A 20,259-nucleotide genomic window follows, 5' to 3' on the forward strand; every position below is an offset into this window, starting at 1 on the left:
TTCGGAATTGCTCCAAAACAAAGGGATAGAGCGGTTCGACGTTTCCTTGAAACGATGAACGCTCCAGGGGCATCCATGCTGCGCAAGCTTCTCATCCTTGGCATCTTTGCCGGAACCTCGGCTTCTATTCCGATCGTCTATCAGGCGAATCCGCATCTGGTGGACGGCCTGCTGAAATCGACCGCCGCCTCGCAGCCGGCAGCACCGAAGGCCGAGCCGCAGGTCAATCTCGCTTCGGTCCCGGACAAGCCGGCGACGCCGATGCCGCTCGGCCGCCAGGTGCTGGTCAACGCCGATGCGCGCGGCCATTTCACATCGCAGTTCAAACTCAACGGCCGCCAGATCGACGGCATGATCGACACCGGCGCGACGTTGGTCGCTATCAATACCTCGACCGCGCGCAGGATCGGCATCTCGCTCAACCCATCCGATTTCAATCATCAGGTGAACACCGCCAACGGCGCGATCAAGGCCGCCGTGGTGACGGTCGATCACCTGCAGATCGGCAAGATCTCCGTCGACAACGTCCAGGCGATGGTGCTCGACGACAGGGCGCTGCAGGTCAATCTGATCGGCATGAGCTTCCTGCAGCGGCTGCAGAAATACCAGGTCCAGCACGGCTCGCTGCTGCTCGTGCAGTAGGGCTCTACCGAGGCAATATCCGCCTGAGCACGGTTTTATCGGCGGGCGGCTTGGAAGCCCCGGTCGTATAAGCAGCACGCACGGCGGCCGCTGCCGCTTCGGCTTCGGCTTCGGTGCGGGCATGCACCAGCGCCAGTGCCTCGCCGGAGCGCAGCTCGGCGCCGACCGGCAACAGCCTGGTCAAGCCAACAGCATGATCTATCTTATCGTCCGGACGGGAACGCCCGCCTCCAAGCGTGACGACGGCAAGCCCGATATCGCGCGTGGCGATGCCGGTCACAAACCCGTCCTGTTCCGCTTTCACCGCCAGCTCGACCGGGGCCGTCGGCAAATACTTTTCCGGGTTCTCGATGAAATCGCCGGGACCGCCAAGCACGGACACCATCCGCGCGAAGACGGCTGCCGCCCTGCCGCCGGCAAGCGCTTCGGTGGCGCGCCTGATACCGTCCTGGTGGGACGAGACGAGCCCCGCCGACTGCAGCATCTCGGCAGCCAGCGCCAGCGTCACATCCTCCAGCCGGCGATCGCGATAGCGGCCGGTGAGGAAATCGACCGCATTCTTTACCTCGACCGCGTTGCCGGCCGCCGAGGCGAGCGGCTCGTTCATGCCGGTCACCAGCGCGGATGCGTTCAGGCCGGCGCCATTGGCGACATCGACCAGGCTGTTCGCCAGGGCGACGGCGTCGCGCGACTTTTCCATGAAGGCGCCGTTGCCGAGCTTGACATCGAGCACCAGCGAACCGAGCCCGGCGGCAAGCTTCTTCGACAGGATCGAGGCGGTGATCAGCGGTATCGATTCGACCGTCCCCGTCACGTCGCGGATCGCGTAGAGCCTGCGATCGGCCGGTGCCAGGTCCGCGGTCTGGCCGATGATGGCGCAGCCGGTCTCGAGCACTGTCCTGCGGAAAAGCGCCACGTCCGGCTGGCTGGTGTAGCCGGGGATGGCATCCATCTTGTCCAGCGTGCCGCCGGTATGGCCGAGGCCGCGGCCCGAGATCATCGGCACATAGGCGCCGCAGGCGGCGACAATTGGTGCCAGCATCAGCGAGACGTTGTCGCCAACGCCGCCCGTCGAATGCTTGTCGGTGACCGGGCCCGGCAGGTCGGACCAGTCGAGCACGTCGCCGGAATCGCGCATCGCGAGCGTCAGCGCCACCGCTTCCTCGCGGCTCATGCCGTTGAGGAACACGGCCATCGCGAAAGCGCCGACCTGGCCCTCGGAGATGCTGCCGGCCGTCAGCCCCCGGACGAAGGCCGCGATCTCCTCGGCTGAGAGTCTGTGGTTGTCGCGCTTGCGGCGGATGATCTCCTGCGGCAGCATCAGTCGGGCAAGCCATCCTGGAAGACGCGCTGCAGGATCGTCGCCAGCCGCGCGCCGCCGATCGGCGCCATATCCTTGGTTTCCTGATGCGACAGCTCCGCTCCGGTCATGCCTGCCGCCAGATTGGTGATGACCGAGCAGGCGGCGACCTTGAGTCCGAGAAAGCGCGCCAGGATGACCTCCGGCACGGTCGACATGCCGACGGCGTTGGCACCCATGACGCGCGCCATGCGGATCTCGGCCGGCGTCTCGAAGCATGGTCCGGAGAACCACATATAGACGCCCTGGTGCAGCGCCGTGCCGGTTGCCTTCGCCGCCTTTTCGATCACGCCGCGCAAGCCGGAATCATAGGCCTCGGTGAGGCCGACGAAGCGGCGGTCGCTCGGCTCGCCGATCAGCGGATTGGAACCGGAGAAATTGATGTGGTCGGTGATCAGCATCACCGAGCCCGGCCCCATTTCAGGGTCGACCGAGCCGGCGGCGTTGGTGAGGATCAAATGCGAAATGCCGATGCCGGCAAGCACCTCCAGCGCCGGACGCATCGCGGCCGCGTTGCCATGCTCGTAGTAATGCGCACGGCCTGACAGCATCAGCACCGGCGTGCCGGCGAAATGCCCGGCAACCACCTCGCCGGCGTGGCCGGAAACACCGCTTCGCGGGAAGCCCGGCAGCTCGGCATAGGAGATGCGCCTGGCATCCTTGACCTGGTCGACCAGCCCGCCAAGGCCCGAGCCCAGCACGAGCGCAGCCGTGGGCGCCAGCCCGTCCAGTTTCTCGACCAGATGATCCAGCGCTTCCTTCATTTCAGCCTGCTCTTCATTTCAGCCCGCTCTTCATTTCAATATGTCGCCTCTGAAGCCGTAAGGCAGCATGTCGCCCATGGTCACGGTTTCGGCCACGCCGCTGTCGTCGCAGAGATAGAGCTTTGTCTCCGGCCGGCAGAATTCCGCCAATCGCTGCCGGCAGCCGCCGCAAGGCGAGCATTTGGCCATGCGTTCGGCAATCACCGCGATCTCGACGATCTTGCCGCCGCCGCCCATGATGTAGTGGCCGAGCGCGGTCGTCTCGGCGCACCAGCCTTCCGGATAGGACGCTACCTCGATATTGGCGCCGGTGAAGATACGGCCGTCTTCGGTGCGCAACGCAGCCCCCACCGGGAACTTCGAATAGGGCGCATGGGCCTTGGCCATCGCCGTCTTCGCCGCCTCGAACAGATCATGCGACATCCGGTTCTTCTCTCCCACGATCTTGTTCAAATGCCGGCCGCCGCTGGACGGAAATACCGCCTCAGCGTTCCTTGACATAGGGCACGCCGCCGGCGCGCGGCGGGATCGCCTTGCCGATGAAGCCCGCGAGCAGGATGACGGTCAGCACATAGGGCAGCGCCTGCATGAACTGCACCGGCACCTTGCCGATGATCGGCAGCGGCGAGCCCTGCAGGCGGATCGCGGCGGCGTCGAGGAAGCCGAACAAAAGGCAGGCGAACATGGCGTTGACCGGCTTCCATTTGGCGAAGATGAGTGCTGCCAGCGCGATATAGCCCTTGCCCGCGGTCATGTCCTTCACGAAGCCGCCATTCTGCACCATGGAGAGATACGCGCCGGCAACGCCCGTGAGGATGCCGGTGCAGATCAGCGCCCGGTAGCGCAGCCAGGCGACCGAGATGCCGGCGGTATCGACGGCAGCCGGGTTCTCGCCGACCGCGCGCATCCTGAGCCCGAAGCGGGTGCGAAACAGCACCCACCACGTGAACGGCACCATGGCGAAGGCGAAATAGACCAGGATCGAGTGGCCGGAGATCAGCTCGGCATAGATCGGGCCGATGATCGGCACATCCCTGATCGCATCGGCGCCGGGCCAGACGATCGCCGCGAAGCGTTCGTCCGGCTGCAGCGCCGGGGTGCGGCCGCCTTGGCTGAACCAGGCCTGGCCGAGGATGATGGTCGATCCGGCGGCGATGAAATTGATCGCGACGCCGGACACGATCTGGTTGCCGCGATGCGTGATCGAGGCGAAGCCATGCACCAGGGCGAAGGCGACCGAGATCAGGATTGCCATGCCGAGGCCGATCAGCGCCGAATGGAAGACAGCGGCCGCGGAAGCGCCGGCAAAGGCGCCGACCAGCATCTTGCCTTCCAGCCCGATGTCGAAGATGCCGGCTCGTTCGGAAAAGAGACCCGCCAGGCAGGCGAGCAGCAGCGGCACCGAAAGGCGGATGGTCGAATCCAGCACCTGGATGATTGCGTTGAAACTGTCCATCTCAGGCTCCCGTCCCCTTGACCGCCTGCATGCCGACCGACTTCGGGCTGAGAGAGGCGAAAAGCGTCTGGATGTAAGGCCTGAACATGTGCTCCAGCGCGCCGGCAAAGAGGATGACCAACCCTTGAATGATGACGATCATGTCGCGGCTGATCGCCGGCATCTCGAAGGCAAGTTCGGCGCCGCCCTGGTAGAGCATGCCGAACAGGATCGCCGCCAGCACGATGCCGACCGGATGCAGCCTGCCCATCAGGGCGACCGCGATGCCGACATAACCGGCGCCGGAAACGAAATCGATCGCAACATTGTGCTGGTCGCCCATCACCGGGTTGAGCGCCATCATGCCGGCCAGCGCGCCCGAAATCATCATCGCGGTGATGATGATGCGGGTTTCCGAAATGCCGGCGTAACGCGCCGCCTTCGGGCTGTGGCCGTAGGTGCGCATTTCATAGCCGAGCCTGGTGCGCCAGATCAAAAGCCAGACCAGGAACGCCATGACCAGCGCAAGCAGGAAGCAGATGTTGAGCGGCGCCGAGCGGATCTTTGCGCCGAACAATTCGATGACCCAGTTGAGCTTCGGCAGTTCGGCGCCGGCGAGGAAATTGCGCGTCTGCGGCGCCTGCGATCCGGCAGGCTTCAGCGCGCCGACCAGGAGATAGACCATCACCGAGGCGGCGATGAAGTTGAACATGATGGTGGTGATGACGATGTGCGAGCCGCGCTTGGCCTGCAGATAGGCCGGGATCAGGCCCCAGAGAGCGCCGAACGCGGCCGCGGCCACGATCGCGATCGGAAAGATCACCCACCAGGGCAGCACGCTGTCGAAGCTCAGGCAAACGAGCGCGATGCCGAGGCCGCCAATATAGGCCTGGCCCTCGGTGCCGATGTTGAACAGGCTGCAATGCGCCGCCACCGCCACCGACAGTCCGGTGAAGATGAAGGTGGTGGCATAGAACAGGGTGAACGCGATGCCCGTGCCCTTGCCGAAGGCGCCCTCGACCAGGATGACGGCGGCGCGGAATGGGTTCTCGCCGACCAGCATGACGACGAAACCGGCGACGACGAAGGCGATCGACAGGTTGATCAATGGGATCAACCCATAGTCGGCCCAGGCGGGCAGCTTGGCGTAAGGCGTGCTCATTGCGCGGCCTCCTGGTGCTCGACGCCGGCCATCAGGAGGCCGAGCTCGCCTTCCGTCGCATCCGGGCCGCGCTCGCCGACGACACGGCCGGCAAACATCACCAGGATGCGGTCGGAAAGCGAGCGGATCTCATCGAGCTCGACAGAAACCACCAGCACCGCCTTGCCCTGGTCGCGCATGGCGATCAGCCGCTTGTGGATGAACTCGATGGCGCCGACATCGACGCCGCGCGTCGGCTGGCCCACGATCAAAACGCCCGGGTCTTGTTCCATCTCTCGCGCCAGCACGATCTTCTGCTGGTTGCCGCCGGAGAAATTGGCTGTCTTGAGCCGCGGGTTACCGGGGCGGATGTCGTATTTCTCGATCTTGTCCTTCGCGTCGGCCATGATGGCATCGACGTTGAGGAACGGCCCCTTCAGGTAGCGCTCGTCGTCATGATAGCCGAGGATCGAATTCTCGTTCTCCTCGAAAGCAAGCACCAGCCCGACATGGTGGCGGTCCTCGGGTACATGGGCGAGCCCGCGGTCGCGCAATTCGCCGGGATCGGCCTTGCCGGTGAGATCGATCGGCTTGCCTTCGAGCATCACCTCGCCGGAAACCGCATGCCTGATGCCGGAGATTGCCTCCAGCAGCTCGGACTGGCCGTTGCCGGCAACGCCGGCAATGCCGACAATCTCGCCGCCGCGCACATCGAAGGAGACGTCGTCGACCATTGTGACGCCGCGGGAATCCTTGACCGTCAGGTTCTTGACCGAGAGTTTTATCGCGCCGGCTTCCGACTCACCCTTCTCGACCCGCAGAAGCACGCGCCGGCCGACCATCAGTTCGGCCAATTCGCCGACCGTGGTTTCCTTCGTCACCCTGGTGGCCACCATCGTGCCCTGGCGCATCACCGAGACCGTGTCGGTGATCGCCATGATCTCGCGCAGCTTGTGGGTGATCAGGACGATCGTCTTTCCCTGCTCCTTCAATTGCCTGAGGATGCGGAAAAGGTGATCGGCCTCGGCCGGCGTCAACACGCCCGTGGGCTCGTCGAGGATCAGGATCTCGGCGCCGCGATAGAGCGCCTTGAGGATCTCGACGCGCTGCTGCAGGCCGACCGGCAGCTCTTCTATGATGGCGTCGGGATCGACCTCGAGGCCGTATTCGCGCTCCAGCCGCTCGAGTTCCGAGCGCGCCTTGGCGATGCTCTTCTTCAACAGCGCGTCGCTTTCGGCGCCGAGGATGATGTTCTCCAGCACCGTGAAATTGTCGACCAGCATGAAGTGCTGGTGCACCATGCCGATGCCGAGAGCGATGGCGTCGTTGGAGGTGTGGATGGATACCGGCTTGCCGCCGACACGGATTTCGCCGCTGTCGGCCTGGTAGAAGCCGTAGAGGATCGACATCAGCGTCGACTTGCCGGCGCCGTTCTCGCCGACAATGCCATGGATGGTGCCGCGCGCGACTTCCAGGTTGATGTCGCGGTTTGCGCGCACGGCGCCAAAGCTCTTGTTGATGCCTATGAGCTCGATTGCGGCTTGCGCCATGCAGCCTGTCCCACTCAGTTTTTTTATCGCTTGGTCAAAATGCCTATCATGATGACCTGCCCGTGCCAATTGGCTTTCACTCTCGACAAATCCCCGCGCCCTTGTCAATTTCGAACCTGGGCAGGTTCCGCAAAAGTGTCCCACGGTTTTGCCATCAGAACCTGCGAGAACCAGCAGAGCATAAGCGATATTCGTGGGCATCCCACGAACATCTGCTTAGGTGGAAGCTTCACATTCGCAAGGGTCGGATTTGCATGGCCATGGCTGACGATCGGCTGACGACGCTGGAAATTCGCGCCGCAGAGCAGGAAAAGACCATCGAGGAGCTGTCCGGCCAGATCGCCGAGCAGTGGAAGGTGATCGAACGCATGGAGCGCAAGCTTGCTGCCCTGACCGATCGGTTCCTGGAATTGGAGGAGCAGGCCGCCCCCGATGTGCCGGTGACCAAGCCGCCGCACTGGTGACAAACATGGGAGAAGACGGCCATGTCCAGTGAAAGCGACCGTGTCGCCAGGGCCGGCGACTACGTCTTTGGCCTGATGAACGACAGGGAACGCGCTCGCGCCGAGCGCGACCTCGAGATCGATCCCGCCTTTCGCGACACGGTGCTGCGGCTCGCCGAGCGCTTGCGCGCTCTCGATCCCGCCGCACCCGAAGGACGCGGCAATCGCTGGGAGCTGGTCACGCAACGCCTTTCCGAATTGCCGCAGATGCAGACGCGCCTTGCCGGCATTGCCGCCCACGAGGCCGAACCGCCCCCGGTGGTGATCCACAGGCTCGAGCGCAAGCCTTACGGCGTCGGCTTGCATTCCCTTGGCGGCAGGCTCGGATTTGTCATTGCACTTGCCCTGGTCGCCGCCTTTGCGCTGGGCTATCTCGCCGGAACGCTATAGGTCGCGCGACATCAGAAGCATCGGCTCGCCGCCCTGCTCGAAAGCCTCGACTGCCGACCAGCCGAGCGCTTCGTAGAAGCCGCGCGCTTGCCAGGTATAGAGGTAGAGCGTGCCGACACCGGCCGCCGCGGCATGCGCCTCGACTGTTCTGACGAGCGCGGTGCCGACACCGGCGCCGCGATGTGCTTCTTCCACGATCAGCCCGGCCAGCCATGGCGTCAGATTGTGCGGCGAGTCGATTTCGTTGCGGACGAGCAGGCAGCTCCCGATCGGCTGGCCGCGGTCTCGCGCAACGAAGGCCATTTCGAAACCATTGCCGGCGATCAGCCCGCGCAGCCCGGCGATGTCTTCGCCGAGTGTCCGGCCTGTGCCTTCAAAGAAGGCCTTCAGCCGAAGGCGCGCGATCACCTCGACATCGCCTTCGGCCATGGCTTCGATTTTCGGCCGCATCATCCCTTCTCCAAAACGAAACCGCCGGGCGTTGACCCGGCGGTTCAAACCTTGCTTCAACTGCCGATCAATAGCGGCAGGCCCAATCAATACGGACAGGCATTGTCGGTGGTGTAGTCGTGCACCTGGATCTTGCCGGAGATGATGTCGGCCTTGGCCTTTTCGACGGCTGCCTTCATCTCATCGGTGACCAGCGCCTTGTTGTTGTCGTCCATGGCGTAGTCGACGCCGGCTTCCTTGAGGCCGAGATTCTCGAGGCCGCCCTTGAAGGTGCCGTTCTTGCCATCCATGAAGGTGTTGTACACGGCAACGTCGACGCGCTTCATCATCGAGGTCAGCACCTTGCCTGGCTGCAGGCCGTTCTGGTTGGAATCGACGCCGATGCCGAGCTTGCCAGCATCCGCCGCGGCCTGCAGCACGCCGACGCCGGTACCGCCGGCCGCCGCGTAAACCACATCGGCGCCCTGGTCGATCTGCGTCTTGGCGATCTCGCCGCCCTTGGCCGGGTCGTTCCAGGCGGCCGGCGTGTCGCCGGTCATGTTCTGGATAACATCGGTCGCGCCGGCCGACTTGGCGCCGCCGACATAGCCGCATTCGAACTTGCGGATCAGCGGGATGTCCATGCCGCCGACGAAGCCGACCTTCTTCGACTTCGACGCCATCGCCGCCAGGATGCCGACGAGGTAGGAGCCTTCGTTCTCCTTGAACACCAGCGAGCGGACATTGGGCAGGTCGACGGCATCGTCGATGATGGCGAAGTTGAGATCGGGATATTCGGCCGCGACCTTCTTCAGCGCGTCCTCCCAGGCGAAACCGGCCATGACGATCGGGTTGTGGCCGTCCTCGGCGAAACGGCGCAGGGCCTGCTCGCGCTGGGAAGCATTGGAAACCTCGAACTCGACATAGGGGACGCCGGTTTCGGTCTTGAATTTCTCGGCGCCGTGAAAGGCCGCCTCGTTGAAGGATTTGTCGAACTTGCCGCCCAGATCATAGAGGATGGCCGGCTGCACATCCGCGGCGAAAGCCGGAAGAACCATTGCGGTTGCGGCCAGAAGGCCGAGAACGATACGTTTCATGTGATCCACACCCTGTCGGTTATTTTTCCATTTTGCACCGCCTGCCAGCCCGGTTCTCCGGCGGGCTTGCGACGCCAGGCAGGAAGTGCTTTCCCCTCCCGCTCGCGGTCAATCTGGCACGGCGCGAAACAAAATTCACGTGGAATTTTGACCTGTTGGAAAAAGCGGTTACCGGCAATCCGGTCGTCTCTTCCCGGCGGCTTCAGGGACTTGGAGCAAATTGCGCGCCGCGGCGCCTGCGCCGGTAACCGACGGCGTAAAACAGGAAGGCAAGCACCGCGAACACCGCGAAACCGGGTTGCGCAAGCACCCAGGCGACGACGCCGTCCCAGACCAGCGGGCTTGCCTTGGCGCGCACGAAGGTCTCGAAGGCCGCGCGGGTATCCGGCGAGACTGCCAGCCAGCTTGCGTTGAGCGGCGTCATCACCAGCGACGAGGCGGCGACCGAGCGTGTCGTGTCGATCACCGCCATGATGACGGAAATCGACAGCGCAACCATGGCTGCCAGCCGAAAGATGAAACGCAACATCGACGCTCTCCCCGGGAAAGCTCCCGTCTACCCCGCAATCGACATAGAGCGTGCGTAGTTCCCGCGCAATCGCGACCCCCCTGAAATTAACGGGCTTGAAATTAACGAGCCGGCGCCGGTCTGCGCCGGTTGACCCGCCAGATGGCGAAAATGCCGCCGGCTATCGCGCCGGCGATCAGGCCTCCCAGGCCGACAAAAGCCGCGAAAAATCCGCAGGCGCCCTCGAAGCAGCTCATATGGGTAATGTCCGCGATCAGTGAGCCGGCGAAGAATCCGAGGCCGGCCCCGATGGCGCCGCCGAGGACGATGCCGAGCAGCGCGGCAAGGATCGAGACGAAGACCGGCGGCCGTCCGGTCTCCGGATTGGCATAGACCGTCTCCGCGCCTGCGCCGCGGCGCAGGAGGTAGATGCAAAGCAGGCCGATGGCGATCTCGGCGACGGTGAAGCCCAGCGCCTCGGCCGAGAAGACGAAATCGGGCACGAGCAACACATAGGCCTCGCGCACGACGAGCCAGATGATGATGGCGATCTGCCAGATCGTGTAATGGCGCGGGAAGCGGGCCGAGCGGTTGAACGCAAGGCCAAGCAGGTACAGCCCCCACAGGATGGTGATGACGCCGCCGGTAAGGCCGCCATAGATCAGGAAGAAGACGTTATCCGGCAGGCTGAAGTCGCCGATCAGCCGCCAGCTCGAGATCAGGCCGTAGGCCGACAGGGCCATGACGATGACGAGCCACGCCACCGGGATGAGGGAAAGCCCGCTGTCCGGACGCCCCGCGGGTTGCTGGTCGATCGATGTCATGCCAGGACGATACCCCTCGCCCAAGCAATTCCAGGGAAGCTCGCAACCGTTCCAACCGGGATTGCATGAAAACCAAAGATTTGCGGCAGTCGACAGCCGGCCGGAGCCGAAGTCAAGCATGGCCGGCTGGTGCGACCGGCCTGTGCACATCATTCGAACGCATCGGCCCCTCCCGAGCCTCCCGCTTTGCGCCATCAGCGACAAAAGCCGCCGCAATGCCAATATGGCTTGGCATTCGCTTTCGGATCGACTAGATGAGCCCCGCGCCTGTTTGCCTGGACGGCTAGCGGCGCAGGGAAGGGTTGCCCTCCGGTTGAAGGCACACCAGATGTCTGTTGAGGACTTCCCAAGGGAACATCTCCCCAACCCGCGCGGCGAAACCAACCGCGCGAGATGCCAACGACGGAGAGGTGGCCGAGTGGTTGAAGGCGCACGCCTGGAAAGTGTGTTTACGGGAAACCGTAACGCGGGTTCGAATCCCGCTCTCTCCGCCAGCAATTTTTCCTAAAAAATCAATCATTTCAAATACTTAGTTAATTCATAGAGGCACTCAAAAGTCGAAGCGTCCTTAATCTGCGTAACAAACTATCAGGAATCCACTTGGTCCGTCATGGCGTCGCTCAACGTCGAGGTGGCCAGCGTCCTGTTTGGGCCGTAGCGGACCGGCAGGTTAAGACTGCGAATCTTCAATAGCGAACCGTGGTCGGTCGCATGCGAGATGAAGCTATCGAGGGGCGATCCAAGATCGCCCTCACTGACGCTCGTGGGTAAGTTGGGAGATACTAGCCGTCCAAGTAGGATCAACGTTAGTCAGCTCACAATACGTGAAAGAAACAAAAGAACCCGGTTGCGGCGGAAGAAATTCCCCCTGGTGCTTCCATGCGAGGCACGTTTTCATCGCGTCGAAAGACTTTTGTTCTCGGCGTTCATGGATGCGGCCATCGACAAATATAAGAGAAATTATATGCGCGGTTGCATTTAGAGGTTGAGGATCTGCGTTCGCGGCCGTTGGCACTGCCAAGAGAAGAGCCAGAGCAATGATGAGCTTGGTGTGATTCATGTCGTCCTCCGTTCCATCCGGTGCTGCTGGGATCGCTTGGAGGTGAAGGCCGAATGGGCTAAACTACGAGGCGCGCCAGGAAGGTGAAATGTCCCGAACGGCCCCTGAAATTGACCCGAAATCTGCTGAAACGATCACGTTTCGCGGTTTTGTCTTCCTGACGAAAAGCAAAGAACTCCGAACCGTCGAAGGCAAAGCGGTCAGTCTTCGCAGCCAGTCCGCCGAGGTGCTCTCGGTTCTCGCGGGGCGACCGGGCGAAATCGTATCCAAGGATGCGCTGATGCAGGCGGTTTGGCCCGATACCTTCGTGACCGATGACAGCCTCACTCAATGCATTGCCGATATTCGCCGCGCATTGGCGGACGACGCGCACGTGATCGTGGAAACCGTCCCTCGGAGAGGCTACCGACTGAATGCCGATCCGCCGGACGCGGCGGACCCAAACGCCGCAGCCGGTACGGAACGTGCCAAGACACGATTCTCGCAGCGCGGCTTCATTCTGGCTGCAGTCGTTCTCGTCGCGGCGGCGATCGGCGCATACTACGGCGCGGATGCGTGGCGAGCCACTCCCGTTCGTTCGAGTGACATGCCCAGGATTGCGGTTCTTCCCTTCGACGACGTGAGTGCCGGTGCGGACAAGGGATATCTCAGCGATGCCGTTGCCGAGGGGATCATCACCGAGCTGGCACGAAGCAAGACTTATGCTGTTATCGCGCGGAACTCGAGCTTCAGGTACCGCGATAAGCCCATCGACACCAGGCAGATCGGAGATGAACTCGGCGTCGACTACCTGCTCGAAGGCAGCCAGCAGAAGATCGGGGACCGGCTGAAAGTGTCCGCCCGGTTGCTGAATGCGCATGACGGATCACATGTCTGGGCCAACTCCTACAACCGGGAGATTGGCGATCTTTTCGTCGTCCAGGAGGAAATCATCCGCACACTCACGGATCGGGTCGGTGTAAGGATCGAGCGACCCTTGCCACAGAGCGATGCCGCGCAGGTCAGCGCGCTCCTATATTACCTGATGGGGAGGGACAAAATCGGAGAGGATATCTCAGCCGAGGGGACCGATCTGTTAAGGCAGTTCAGCCTCAAGGCGATCGAAGCGGATCCTAACTCCCAGTTCGGCTATATCGGGCTGGCCTGGTCCTATCGCAATGACGCGGTATTCGGGTGGCACGCGCAGGAATACAACCGGGACGAGGCGTTGAAACTCGCTGCCGAATACGCCGACAAGGCCATCCTGCTCGCTCCTGATGACGCCGGAGCGCATGAGATCCGCGCCAGCATCCAAACCGAAGCCGGAGAGGTCGAGCAGGCCCTTGCCCAGTACGATAAGGCGATCGCCTTGAACCCCAGTGACTCGCATGTCCTCGTCATGAGTACGGACGTGCTGCTGTATGTTGGCCGCGCCGACGAAGCCATCGATCGGATCGAACAGGCCAAGGGCATCGATCCATTCCACCCTGACTGGTTCCACTGGCAGATGGGCTGGGCGCTCTGGGAAAAGAACGATTGTGGGGCGGCGCTGGCGGCGATGCGGAAAATGTCCAGAATCCCGAGCGGCGCCCAGCGCATGCTTGCCGGGATCCACGCATGTCTAGGAAACAAGCGAGAGGCAAAGGAAGCGCTTGCGGTTTTCCTCCAGAACACTCCCAGTGAATCCATCAGTAAAGAACGCAGGGAGTGGGACAAGATTTGGACCGCACCCGGAAGCCTCGACCGCTGGATCAAGCAGATGCGGTTCGCCGGGTTGCCGGAGTGACGGCCGACCGTATGCGGCCCGGCAGAAGTCATGGGCTGCAAACGACTCCTTGAAGTGGGCCACGGGCAGTGGTCGCCCTCACGCGCAGTTGGGCGTTTCAGCCCATGATGCGCTCGACCGGCCAGGGCGATAGGTCGAACATCCGTCCAGGTGGCCAAAGTCGCGCACAGGACAACGCGGAAGTCGTATCCTGCGCCGGCCTAGCAATCGAAATGTCGCAAGCCGGCTTGGCTATTCCGCCGCGACCCGTTGACCGCCGGCGCGGCGCAACAGCGCATAGCCCGCTTCCTCGACGGCCTGCGCGGCGCGTTTGCGGATCGCATCGGACACCAGAACGCCGTCGGCGAAATCCTTGTCCGTCGCATAGACCGCCGTCGGCAAGGCAAGCGCTTCGAAGAACCCGAACAGCGGGCGCAGTTGATGCTCGACGATCAGCGCATGCCGTTCGCCGCCGCCGGTGGCAAGCAGCAGCACCGGCTTGCCCCTTAGCGCCGATGGATCGAGCAGATCGAAGAAATGCTTGAACAGCCCGGTATAGCTGCCCTTGTAGGTCGGCGACCCGACCACCAGCACATCGGCGTTGACGACCTTGTCGAGAACATCGCGGCCCTGCTGATCGAGATCGCGCGCCCATTTGGCGCTGCCCAGCGAGGCTCCGACGTCCTCGATGTCATAGGTGCTCGCGGACAGATTGTTGCGCGCCGCGATATCCCTGACGACATGCTCGACAAAGCCGCGCGTCTTCGACGGCCGGGTGAAATTTCCGGAGAAACCGACAACGGTTGGATTGGGCATGCTGTGGCACTTTCTCGGTATGTCGACGCCGGGCGTCCAATGTCTATAATTTTTATAGACTCTGGCCCGCCTTAGAAGGAACGATCCGCCCTTGGAGGACTTCTCACCGAACAATTTTTCCATGGATCGAACAGATTGTGGATGCTCGGCCGGCATCTGACGAAACTCTTCAGCCCTGCGGGTGAACCTGCGGCAGGGCGGCGGCAAGCGACCGCTCGAACGCATCGACCAGCGCATCGACCTGCGCCTCGGTGATGATCAGCGGCGGACAGAAGGCGATGGCATCGCCCATGTTGCGCGAGATCACGCCATTCTGCTGCAGGAAGCCGTTGACCAGCGCGCCGAGCGCTGCCGGCTTGCCCCAAGGCGCCTTGCTTGCCTTGTCGGCGACGAGCTCGACCGCCGCGATGAGACCGACGCCACGCACTTCACCCACCAGCGGATGCGAGGCGAGTTGGCGCAGCCTTGCCTGCAGATGCGCGCCGGCCTTGCTTGCATTGCCGACAAGGTCGCGCTCCTCGATCAGCTTGATGTTCTCCAACGCGACGGCCGCGGCGACCGGATGACCGCCGCCAGTGAAGCCGTGGCCGAAAGTGCCGATGCGATTGCTCTCGTCGGCGATCGGCTCGAACACCTTGTCGTTGATCAGCAACGCTGAGATCGGCAGGTAGGAGGAGGAGATCTGCTTCGACAGCACCATGATGTCGGGCTTCATGCCGAAGGTCTGCGAGCCGAACATCTCGCCGGTCCGCCCAAAACCGCAAATCACCTCGTCGGCCACAAGCAGGATGTCGTATTTCGACAGCACCGCCTGGATCCTTTCCCAATAGCCGGCGGGCGGAACGACGACGCCGCCGGCGCCCATGATCGGCTCGCCGATGAAGGCGGCGATCGTCTCAGGCCCCTCGGCGAGGATCAGCTTCTCCAGATCGTCGGCGAGCCGGGCGGAGAACTGCTCCTCGCTTTCGCCGGGTTCCGCGTCGCGCCAGTGATGCGGCGTCGAGGTGTGCAGGATGTTGGCGATCGGCAGATCGAAGGAAAGATGATTGTTGGGCAGGCCGGTCAGGCTTGCCGAGGCGATGGTGACGCCATGATAGCCTCGCTTGCGGCTGATGATCTTCTTGCGCGCCGGCTGGCCGAGCGCGTTCGACCGATACCAGATCATCTTGATAGCCGTGTCATTGGCCTCGGAACCGGAATTGGTGAAATAGGCCTTGCTCATCGGCACCGGCGCCATCTGCACCAGCTTCTCGGCAAGGTCGATCAGCGGCGAATGCGCCTTCGAGCCGAAGTCATGATAGAAGGGCAGCTTCGACATCTGCCTCGTAGCCGCTTCGACCAATCGCTTTTCCGAGAAGCCGACAGCAACGCTCCACAAGCCCGCCATCGCCTCGATGTAGCGATTGCCGGCGATGTCCTCGACATAGACGCCGTCGCCCTTTTCGATGACCAGCGGACCGGTTTCCTGATGCTTGCGGGCGTTGGTGTAGCCATGCAGGTGGTAACGGATATCGCGGGCTTCGGGGGAATTCGGTCTGGCGTCCATCATGGCTCCTGTCTGCAGGCGTCCAAGACGAAAAGAAGACCGCTCGTTGAGAAGTCCCGGAATTCCGCCTTGCATTATGGCGCTTGATGCCTCATCGGGCAGGCTGACCGCAAGAGCCGCAACATCGAGATCGATAGCGCCAACAAGCCTCGGCCGTCGCGGCCAATGATGTGCAACAGCCGGATTGAGCATGGAACAAGTCGATTGCATCATCGCGGGCGCCGGCGTCATCGGCCTTGCGGTTGCGCGCGATCTCGCCGCGCGGGGCCTCGACACGCTGATCCTCGAAGCAGCCGACGCCATCGGCACCGAGACCAGCTCGCGCAATTCGGAGGTCATCCATGCCGGCATCCATTACCCGCAAGGCTCGCAGAAGGCCCGGCTGTGCGTGGCAGGACGCGACATGCTCTACCGCTACTGCGCCGACCGTTCGATCCCGCACCACCGCTGCGGCAAGCTGATCGTCGCGACCGATGAGACACAGGAGCCGATGCTCGCCACGATTCGCGCCAACGCCGCGGCCTGCGGTGTCGGGGACCTGCGCTTCCTCTCAGCCATGGAGGCCCAAGCGTTGGAACCGGCGCTACATTGCACCGCGGCGCTGCTCTCGCCCTCGACCGGCATTGTCGACAGCCACGGGCTGATGCTTGCCCTGCTCGGCGATGCCGAGGGGAGCGGCGCGATGCTGTCGCTCAACACCCGCATCGTCTCGGGCCGCGTCGAGGCCGGCAAGATCGTGCTGCGGACGACAGATACGGCGAGCGGCGAGCAGTTCGAGATCGCCGCATCGCGCCTGATCAACGCGGCCGGCCTCGGCGCCGTCGCCTTGGCGGGCTCGCTCGAAGGGTTCGGCCGGCAATTCCTGCCGACGCTTCGCTACGCCAAGGGCAATTATTTCGCGGTTGCCGGGCGCGCGCCCTTCTCACATCTTGTCTATCCTGTGCCCGAGCCTGGCGGGCTAGGCGTCCATCTTACCCTCGATCTTGCCGGAACAGCCCGTTTCGGCCCGGACGTCGAGTGGACGGACACAATCGACTATCGCGTCGATCCGGCGCGCGGCGAGCGCTTCTATGCCGCGATCCGGAGATACTGGCCTGATCTGGCGGATGGCAGCCTGCAGGCCGCCTATAGCGGCATCCGGCCGAAACTCTCCGGCCCGGGCTATGCCAACAGCGATTTCGTGATCCAGGATGCCGCGACGCACGGCATCGACGGCCTGATCAACCTGTTCGGCATCGAAAGCCCCGGCCTGACCTCCAGCCTTGCGATTGCCGACCTGGTGGCGCGCATCGATGCGTCGGGCACGCGTTGATGAACCCGTGAGGCTTCGAGCTTCCAAGCCACCTCGGAATCATAGCGCAACCTCCACACCGCCGAAGGGTACTTCCGGCAGCACGAGGCCACATGAGGCGCGGCAAGGGTGAGGTGCTGACGGCCGCGACATGCACCGGCCTTGCCCCAGGGCTCCGATTGCCTATCTGAGCCGCATGCCACCTGCCAAAAGCCGAACCGCGGCGAGCGCCTTCCAGGGCGACCTCTTCGATGCGCCCGCAGGCCTGCCGCCGACAAGCATGCCCGAAGGCTTCTCCTACCAGCCGGACTTGATTGCCCGTGACGAAGAGCACGAGCTGATCGGTCATATCCAAAGCCTGCCTTTCAAACCGTTCGATTTTCATGGTCATCTTGCCAACAGGCAGGTCGTCGGCTTCGGCTCGCGCTACGATTACGAACGCCGCACGGTCGTGGAGGCGCCGCCCATACCCGACTTCCTGCTGCCGGTTCGCGCCAGGGTCGCCGATTTCGCCGACGTCCCCGCCGCCCAGTTCGCGCAAGTGCTGATCAACGAGTATCGTCCGGGCGCCGGCATAGGCTGGCACCGGGACAAGCCGCATTTCGAGCTGGTTGCCGGCGTCTCCCTGCTGGCGCCCTGCAGCTTCCGGCTGCGCCGCAAGAACGGCGCCGCATGGGATCGTGAAACGATCGAAGTCGAGCCCAGGTCTGTCTATCTCATGGCAGGCCCGGCGCGAAACGAGTGGGAACACAGCATTCCCCCTGTCGAACGACACCGCTACTCCATCACCTTCCGGACCATACGCGGCGTTTAAGTTGCCGAACCGGCGGATGCCCGGGAACCATCGTCCGGCCCCGTGGTTGTGTCGTCAGATTTCGAGATGGAAAGGAAAGAAGATGCGCACGTTGACGATGGTCCTGACGCTGTCGGCAATGGCTCTGGCGCAGCCCGCCTCTGCTCAACTCGCCGATCCGCAGCCGCAGGCCCCACCCCCAGCTCAGGAACCTATCCCCAATCAGCCGCTGCCCGGTCAGGATAATGCCGGCCAGGGCGTCACCAACATCGTCGTGGTGGCGATGGAGGACCTGCCTTCGGAAGTGAAGGCGCAGGCGGAAGCCATAGTCACCAGGACGACCGCCAAGGAGCTGGCAAAGCTGCAGAGCTCGGTCGATGCCTCGCCCGAGGCGACGTCGGTCCTGCGCGCCAACGGCCTCAACTCCAGTCAGGTTGTTGCCGCGAATATCGACGGTGACGGCACGCTGACGCTGATCATCCAGACGACGGCATGACCGGACGGACCGCGCCTGGTGGCTGCGCAAGCTGAAGAGGGAGCGCGGAGAATCCCAAATCTCCGTCGCTCCCATCAGCGTCTTGAACCGGCGCGATCGCGTACATCGTGTTCGTCGCTAGTGCATGAACACCGCTCTCAGCCAGGCAAGAATGCCCGCACCCGGAGAGATCGCCGCGCGCACGCGCGACGCCGCCCAGCGCGACGGCATGTTGGCGCCGACATGGCAATGGCAGACGACCTCATGCAGCTGCCAGTCGCTCATTTCGAAGAAGCGCTTGGCTTCGCCGTAAGTGTCGTTCCGCAAGCCTTGCGCGCGAAAGATCGGATCCTCGAAAGCGACGGTGATCGCCGACCCGTCGGCGCGCATTCTTTCACGCACGTCGGGTGGGGCGTATTCGGTGCCCGCGAGCGCCGTGAGGCGGCTCGGACTGTGTTCGAGAAGTTGCGCCCAGCGCTCGAGGCGCTGACCGCGATTGGCGATGAGAGCCGGTGCTTCGGGTTGAACGTCGGCAACGGCGTTGATTTGATCGAGAGTTTGGTGCTTCACGGCCGTCTCCTGTGTCGGCAGATGGCCCCCGTCCTCAACGGGAACTAAGGCGCCGACCGACGCCGGCAAGAGCCGAAACAGGCGTGGGGAATCATTTGATCGTTACTTGTCGCCATCGCGCGACGCGATCGTGGTGGAACCATCCGCGGGCGCGACCGTTCTGCCAGCTTGCGCCGCCGATCGCTCGCGACGAAGCGTCTGGATGCGGCAGCCAACTCCGTCATTTCAGGTCGGGCAGGACATCCCGCTTGTCGGGATCGCAGCAGAGCTTGCCAAGGCACCGAGCGGAAGGAAAACGCGATGGCCATTCTCCCCAATCCGGACCCGTCTCCAACGCCGGTGCCCACGCCGCCGCCCATCCCGGAACCGAAGCCGGTGCGCGAGCCGGATCCGGATCGGCTGCCTGACGAGGAGCCGATCCCCAATCCTGATGAGAATGATGAGCCGCCCAAGCATTCCGCCGACAGGCAGCGCCGGCTTTGAACGGCCCATGGGAGGCGCCGGACGCGCCTCCAGCCGCCTAATCATTCTCCGCGCATCGTCGCCTGGAAGGTAGGCAGGTGCTTCTTCTGCGCCTCGATCATGCGCTCGCGGTAAACGCCGTAGATGACGTCGGTGTCGTGCAGTGTGACGCCCGCAATGGTAGGCGACGCAAAGACCGGCAGCTCGATGCCGCGCTTCGACAATTGCTCGGCCGTGCGCGCCAAGAGCTCATGCGCCATGATCATCGCCAGCACCGTCGACGAGCCCGACACCGGCCGGCTCCAGCCTTCGATCGGCACCACGGCGTCCTCGATCGGCGAGCAGGTGTCGATGACGAGGTCGGCGGCGTCCGCCAGCCGCTTGCCCGAGGAGTGCGTGGCCGGCTTGTCGAGATTGTTCTTGCTGGTGACGGCGACGACGAAGATGCCGCGCTTCTTGGCATAGAGCGCGGTGTCGATGCCGGAGGAATTGCGGCCGCTATGGCCGAAGATGATGATGGAATCGCCCTTGTTCAGCGGCTGATGATCCAGAAACTTCTCGGCGTATTTCTCGGTCCGCTCCAGCCACAAAAGCTCGCGCACGCCGCCGGCGCCGAGCACGTTGTGCCACATCACGCGCGGATCGGTCAGCGGATTGAAGCCGACAAAGCTACCGTAGCGCGGGAACATCTCCTGCGCCGGCAGCACCGAGTGGCCCGAGCCGTAGAGATGCACCAGTCCGCCATTTTGCAGCGTGTCGGCGAAACGGCTCGCAGCCTCGCCGAAGGCTTCCGAATTGGCCTTCGAGGCCTGTTCGATGAGGGCGACGAGACGGGGAATGTAGAGATCGGACACTTTTG

At 63.3% G+C, this 20,259-nt stretch carries 23 protein-coding genes and 1 tRNA gene; 9 read left to right on the forward strand and 15 right to left on the reverse strand.

All coding sequences use genetic code 11. The features are described from left to right. Window positions 1–75: 75 nt before the first annotated feature. On the forward strand, window positions 76–642 hold the full coding sequence (locus AC0L2L_RS04575; RefSeq protein ID WP_473576471.1) for a TIGR02281 family clan AA aspartic protease: 567 nt from the start codon (window positions 76–78) through the stop codon (window positions 640–642). Between the two features lie 4 nt (window positions 643–646). Here AC0L2L_RS04575 and deoA read toward each other — a convergent pair whose 3' ends face one another. The 6 genes from deoA to AC0L2L_RS04605 all read right to left on the reverse strand — a co-directional run bounded on the left by deoA (window position 647) and on the right by AC0L2L_RS04605 (window position 6,892). After that, window positions 647–1,963 (reverse strand): thymidine phosphorylase, encoded by a 1,317-nt coding sequence (deoA, locus tag AC0L2L_RS04580; RefSeq protein WP_473576473.1) that lies wholly within the window; start codon window positions 1,961–1,963, stop codon window positions 647–649. Next, window positions 1,963–2,766 (reverse strand): purine-nucleoside phosphorylase, encoded by an 804-nt coding sequence (locus AC0L2L_RS04585; RefSeq protein ID WP_473576474.1) that lies wholly within the window; start codon window positions 2,764–2,766, stop codon window positions 1,963–1,965. Before AC0L2L_RS04585 ends, deoA begins: the two co-directional genes overlap by 1 nt. A 30-nt stretch (window positions 2,767–2,796) precedes the next feature. Continuing rightward, on the reverse strand, window positions 2,797–3,189 hold the full coding sequence (gene cdd / locus AC0L2L_RS04590) for a cytidine deaminase (RefSeq protein ID WP_473576475.1): 393 nt from the start codon (window positions 3,187–3,189) through the stop codon (window positions 2,797–2,799). Between the two features lie 61 nt (window positions 3,190–3,250). Then, window positions 3,251–4,222 (reverse strand): ABC transporter permease, encoded by a 972-nt coding sequence (locus tag AC0L2L_RS04595; protein WP_473576476.1) that lies wholly within the window; start codon window positions 4,220–4,222, stop codon window positions 3,251–3,253. Between the two features lies 1 nt (window position 4,223). After that, the gene (locus AC0L2L_RS04600) at window positions 4,224–5,363 is read right to left on the reverse strand and encodes an ABC transporter permease (RefSeq protein ID WP_473576477.1); all 1,140 of its coding nucleotides are present in this window, start codon (window positions 5,361–5,363) and stop codon (window positions 4,224–4,226) included. Beyond that, a complete protein-coding gene (locus tag AC0L2L_RS04605) occupies window positions 5,360–6,892 on the reverse strand; it encodes an ABC transporter ATP-binding protein (RefSeq protein WP_473576478.1) in 1,533 nt (510 codons plus the stop codon). Before AC0L2L_RS04605 ends, AC0L2L_RS04600 begins: the two co-directional genes overlap by 4 nt. Before the next feature lie 254 nt (window positions 6,893–7,146). Here AC0L2L_RS04605 and AC0L2L_RS04610 point away from each other — a divergent pair, with 254 nt between their 5' ends. Both AC0L2L_RS04610 and AC0L2L_RS04615 read left to right on the forward strand, forming a co-directional pair. After that, complete coding sequence (locus AC0L2L_RS04610; protein ID WP_027165270.1) at window positions 7,147–7,356, forward strand: SlyX family protein; 210 nt, start codon at window positions 7,147–7,149, stop codon at window positions 7,354–7,356. A 21-nt stretch (window positions 7,357–7,377) separates the two neighbouring features. Further along, window positions 7,378–7,785, forward strand: a complete 408-nt coding sequence (locus tag AC0L2L_RS04615) for a hypothetical protein (protein ID WP_473576479.1) — start codon at window positions 7,378–7,380, stop codon at window positions 7,783–7,785. Here AC0L2L_RS04615 and AC0L2L_RS04620 read toward each other — a convergent pair. From AC0L2L_RS04620 to AC0L2L_RS04635, 4 genes are all read right to left on the reverse strand, one after another. Next, window positions 7,780–8,238, reverse strand: a complete 459-nt coding sequence (locus tag AC0L2L_RS04620; protein ID WP_473576480.1) for a GNAT family N-acetyltransferase — start codon at window positions 8,236–8,238, stop codon at window positions 7,780–7,782. The genes AC0L2L_RS04615 and AC0L2L_RS04620 overlap by 6 nt on opposite strands. 83 nt (window positions 8,239–8,321) lie before the next feature. Then, on the reverse strand, window positions 8,322–9,311 hold the full coding sequence (locus tag AC0L2L_RS04625) for a BMP family lipoprotein (RefSeq protein WP_027165273.1): 990 nt from the start codon (window positions 9,309–9,311) through the stop codon (window positions 8,322–8,324). 202 nt (window positions 9,312–9,513) lie between these two features. Further along, window positions 9,514–9,840, reverse strand: coding sequence for a hypothetical protein (locus tag AC0L2L_RS04630; protein WP_473576481.1), 327 nt, complete (start codon window positions 9,838–9,840; stop codon window positions 9,514–9,516). A gap of 101 nt (window positions 9,841–9,941) precedes the next feature. After that, window positions 9,942–10,643, reverse strand: coding sequence for a hypothetical protein (locus AC0L2L_RS04635; RefSeq protein WP_473576482.1), 702 nt, complete (start codon window positions 10,641–10,643; stop codon window positions 9,942–9,944). Between the two features lie 404 nt (window positions 10,644–11,047). On the opposite strand from AC0L2L_RS04635, the gene AC0L2L_RS04640 reads away from it, so the two are divergent. Beyond that, window positions 11,048–11,137 (forward strand) — tRNA-Ser (locus tag AC0L2L_RS04640). Between the two features lie 257 nt (window positions 11,138–11,394). On the opposite strand, the gene AC0L2L_RS04645 is transcribed toward AC0L2L_RS04640, so the two are convergent. After that, window positions 11,395–11,703 (reverse strand): hypothetical protein, encoded by a 309-nt coding sequence (locus AC0L2L_RS04645; protein ID WP_473576483.1) that lies wholly within the window; start codon window positions 11,701–11,703, stop codon window positions 11,395–11,397. An 88-nt stretch (window positions 11,704–11,791) separates the two neighbouring features. On the opposite strand from AC0L2L_RS04645, the gene AC0L2L_RS04650 reads away from it, so the two are divergent. After that, a complete protein-coding gene (locus AC0L2L_RS04650) occupies window positions 11,792–13,468 on the forward strand; it encodes a winged helix-turn-helix domain-containing tetratricopeptide repeat protein (protein WP_473576484.1) in 1,677 nt (558 codons plus the stop codon). 231 nt (window positions 13,469–13,699) lie between these two features. On the opposite strand, the gene msuE is transcribed toward AC0L2L_RS04650, so the two are convergent. Further along, window positions 13,700–14,263 (reverse strand): FMN reductase, encoded by a 564-nt coding sequence (gene msuE, locus AC0L2L_RS04655; RefSeq protein WP_473576485.1) that lies wholly within the window; start codon window positions 14,261–14,263, stop codon window positions 13,700–13,702. 169 nt (window positions 14,264–14,432) lie between these two features. After that, window positions 14,433–15,809: an aspartate aminotransferase family protein gene (locus AC0L2L_RS04660; RefSeq protein ID WP_473576486.1), complete on the reverse strand. Its 1,377-nt coding sequence runs from the start codon at window positions 15,807–15,809 to the stop codon at window positions 14,433–14,435. Between the two features lie 190 nt (window positions 15,810–15,999). Here AC0L2L_RS04660 and AC0L2L_RS04665 point away from each other — a divergent pair, with 190 nt between their 5' ends. The 3 genes from AC0L2L_RS04665 (at window position 16,000) to AC0L2L_RS04675 (ending at window position 18,389) form a co-directional block, all read left to right on the forward strand. After that, entirely contained in the window at window positions 16,000–17,121 is a 1,122-nt protein-coding gene (locus AC0L2L_RS04665) for an NAD(P)/FAD-dependent oxidoreductase (protein ID WP_473576488.1), read from the forward strand. Window positions 17,122–17,296: 175 nt separating this feature from the next. Further along, window positions 17,297–17,914, forward strand: a complete 618-nt coding sequence (locus AC0L2L_RS04670; RefSeq protein ID WP_473576490.1) for an alpha-ketoglutarate-dependent dioxygenase AlkB — start codon at window positions 17,297–17,299, stop codon at window positions 17,912–17,914. An 82-nt stretch (window positions 17,915–17,996) separates the two neighbouring features. Next, on the forward strand, window positions 17,997–18,389 hold the full coding sequence (locus AC0L2L_RS04675) for a hypothetical protein (RefSeq protein WP_473576492.1): 393 nt from the start codon (window positions 17,997–17,999) through the stop codon (window positions 18,387–18,389). A gap of 117 nt (window positions 18,390–18,506) precedes the next feature. Here AC0L2L_RS04675 and AC0L2L_RS04680 read toward each other — a convergent pair whose 3' ends face one another. Next, a complete protein-coding gene (locus AC0L2L_RS04680) occupies window positions 18,507–18,938 on the reverse strand; it encodes a hypothetical protein (RefSeq protein WP_027165285.1) in 432 nt (143 codons plus the stop codon). 300 nt (window positions 18,939–19,238) lie between these two features. Here AC0L2L_RS04680 and AC0L2L_RS04685 point away from each other — a divergent pair, with 300 nt between their 5' ends. Then, window positions 19,239–19,421 carry a hypothetical protein gene (locus AC0L2L_RS04685; protein ID WP_473576494.1) on the forward strand — a complete coding sequence of 61 codons (183 nt, stop codon included), beginning with the start codon at window positions 19,239–19,241 and terminating at the stop codon, window positions 19,419–19,421. A 41-nt stretch (window positions 19,422–19,462) separates the two neighbouring features. Here the strand turns inward: AC0L2L_RS04685 and AC0L2L_RS04690 are convergent, their stop codons facing one another. Next, window positions 19,463–20,254, reverse strand: a complete 792-nt coding sequence (locus AC0L2L_RS04690; protein ID WP_027165286.1) for a sugar isomerase domain-containing protein — start codon at window positions 20,252–20,254, stop codon at window positions 19,463–19,465. Window positions 20,255–20,259: the final 5 nt, after the last annotated feature.

This window comes from Mesorhizobium sp. WSM4832, assembly GCF_055811115.1.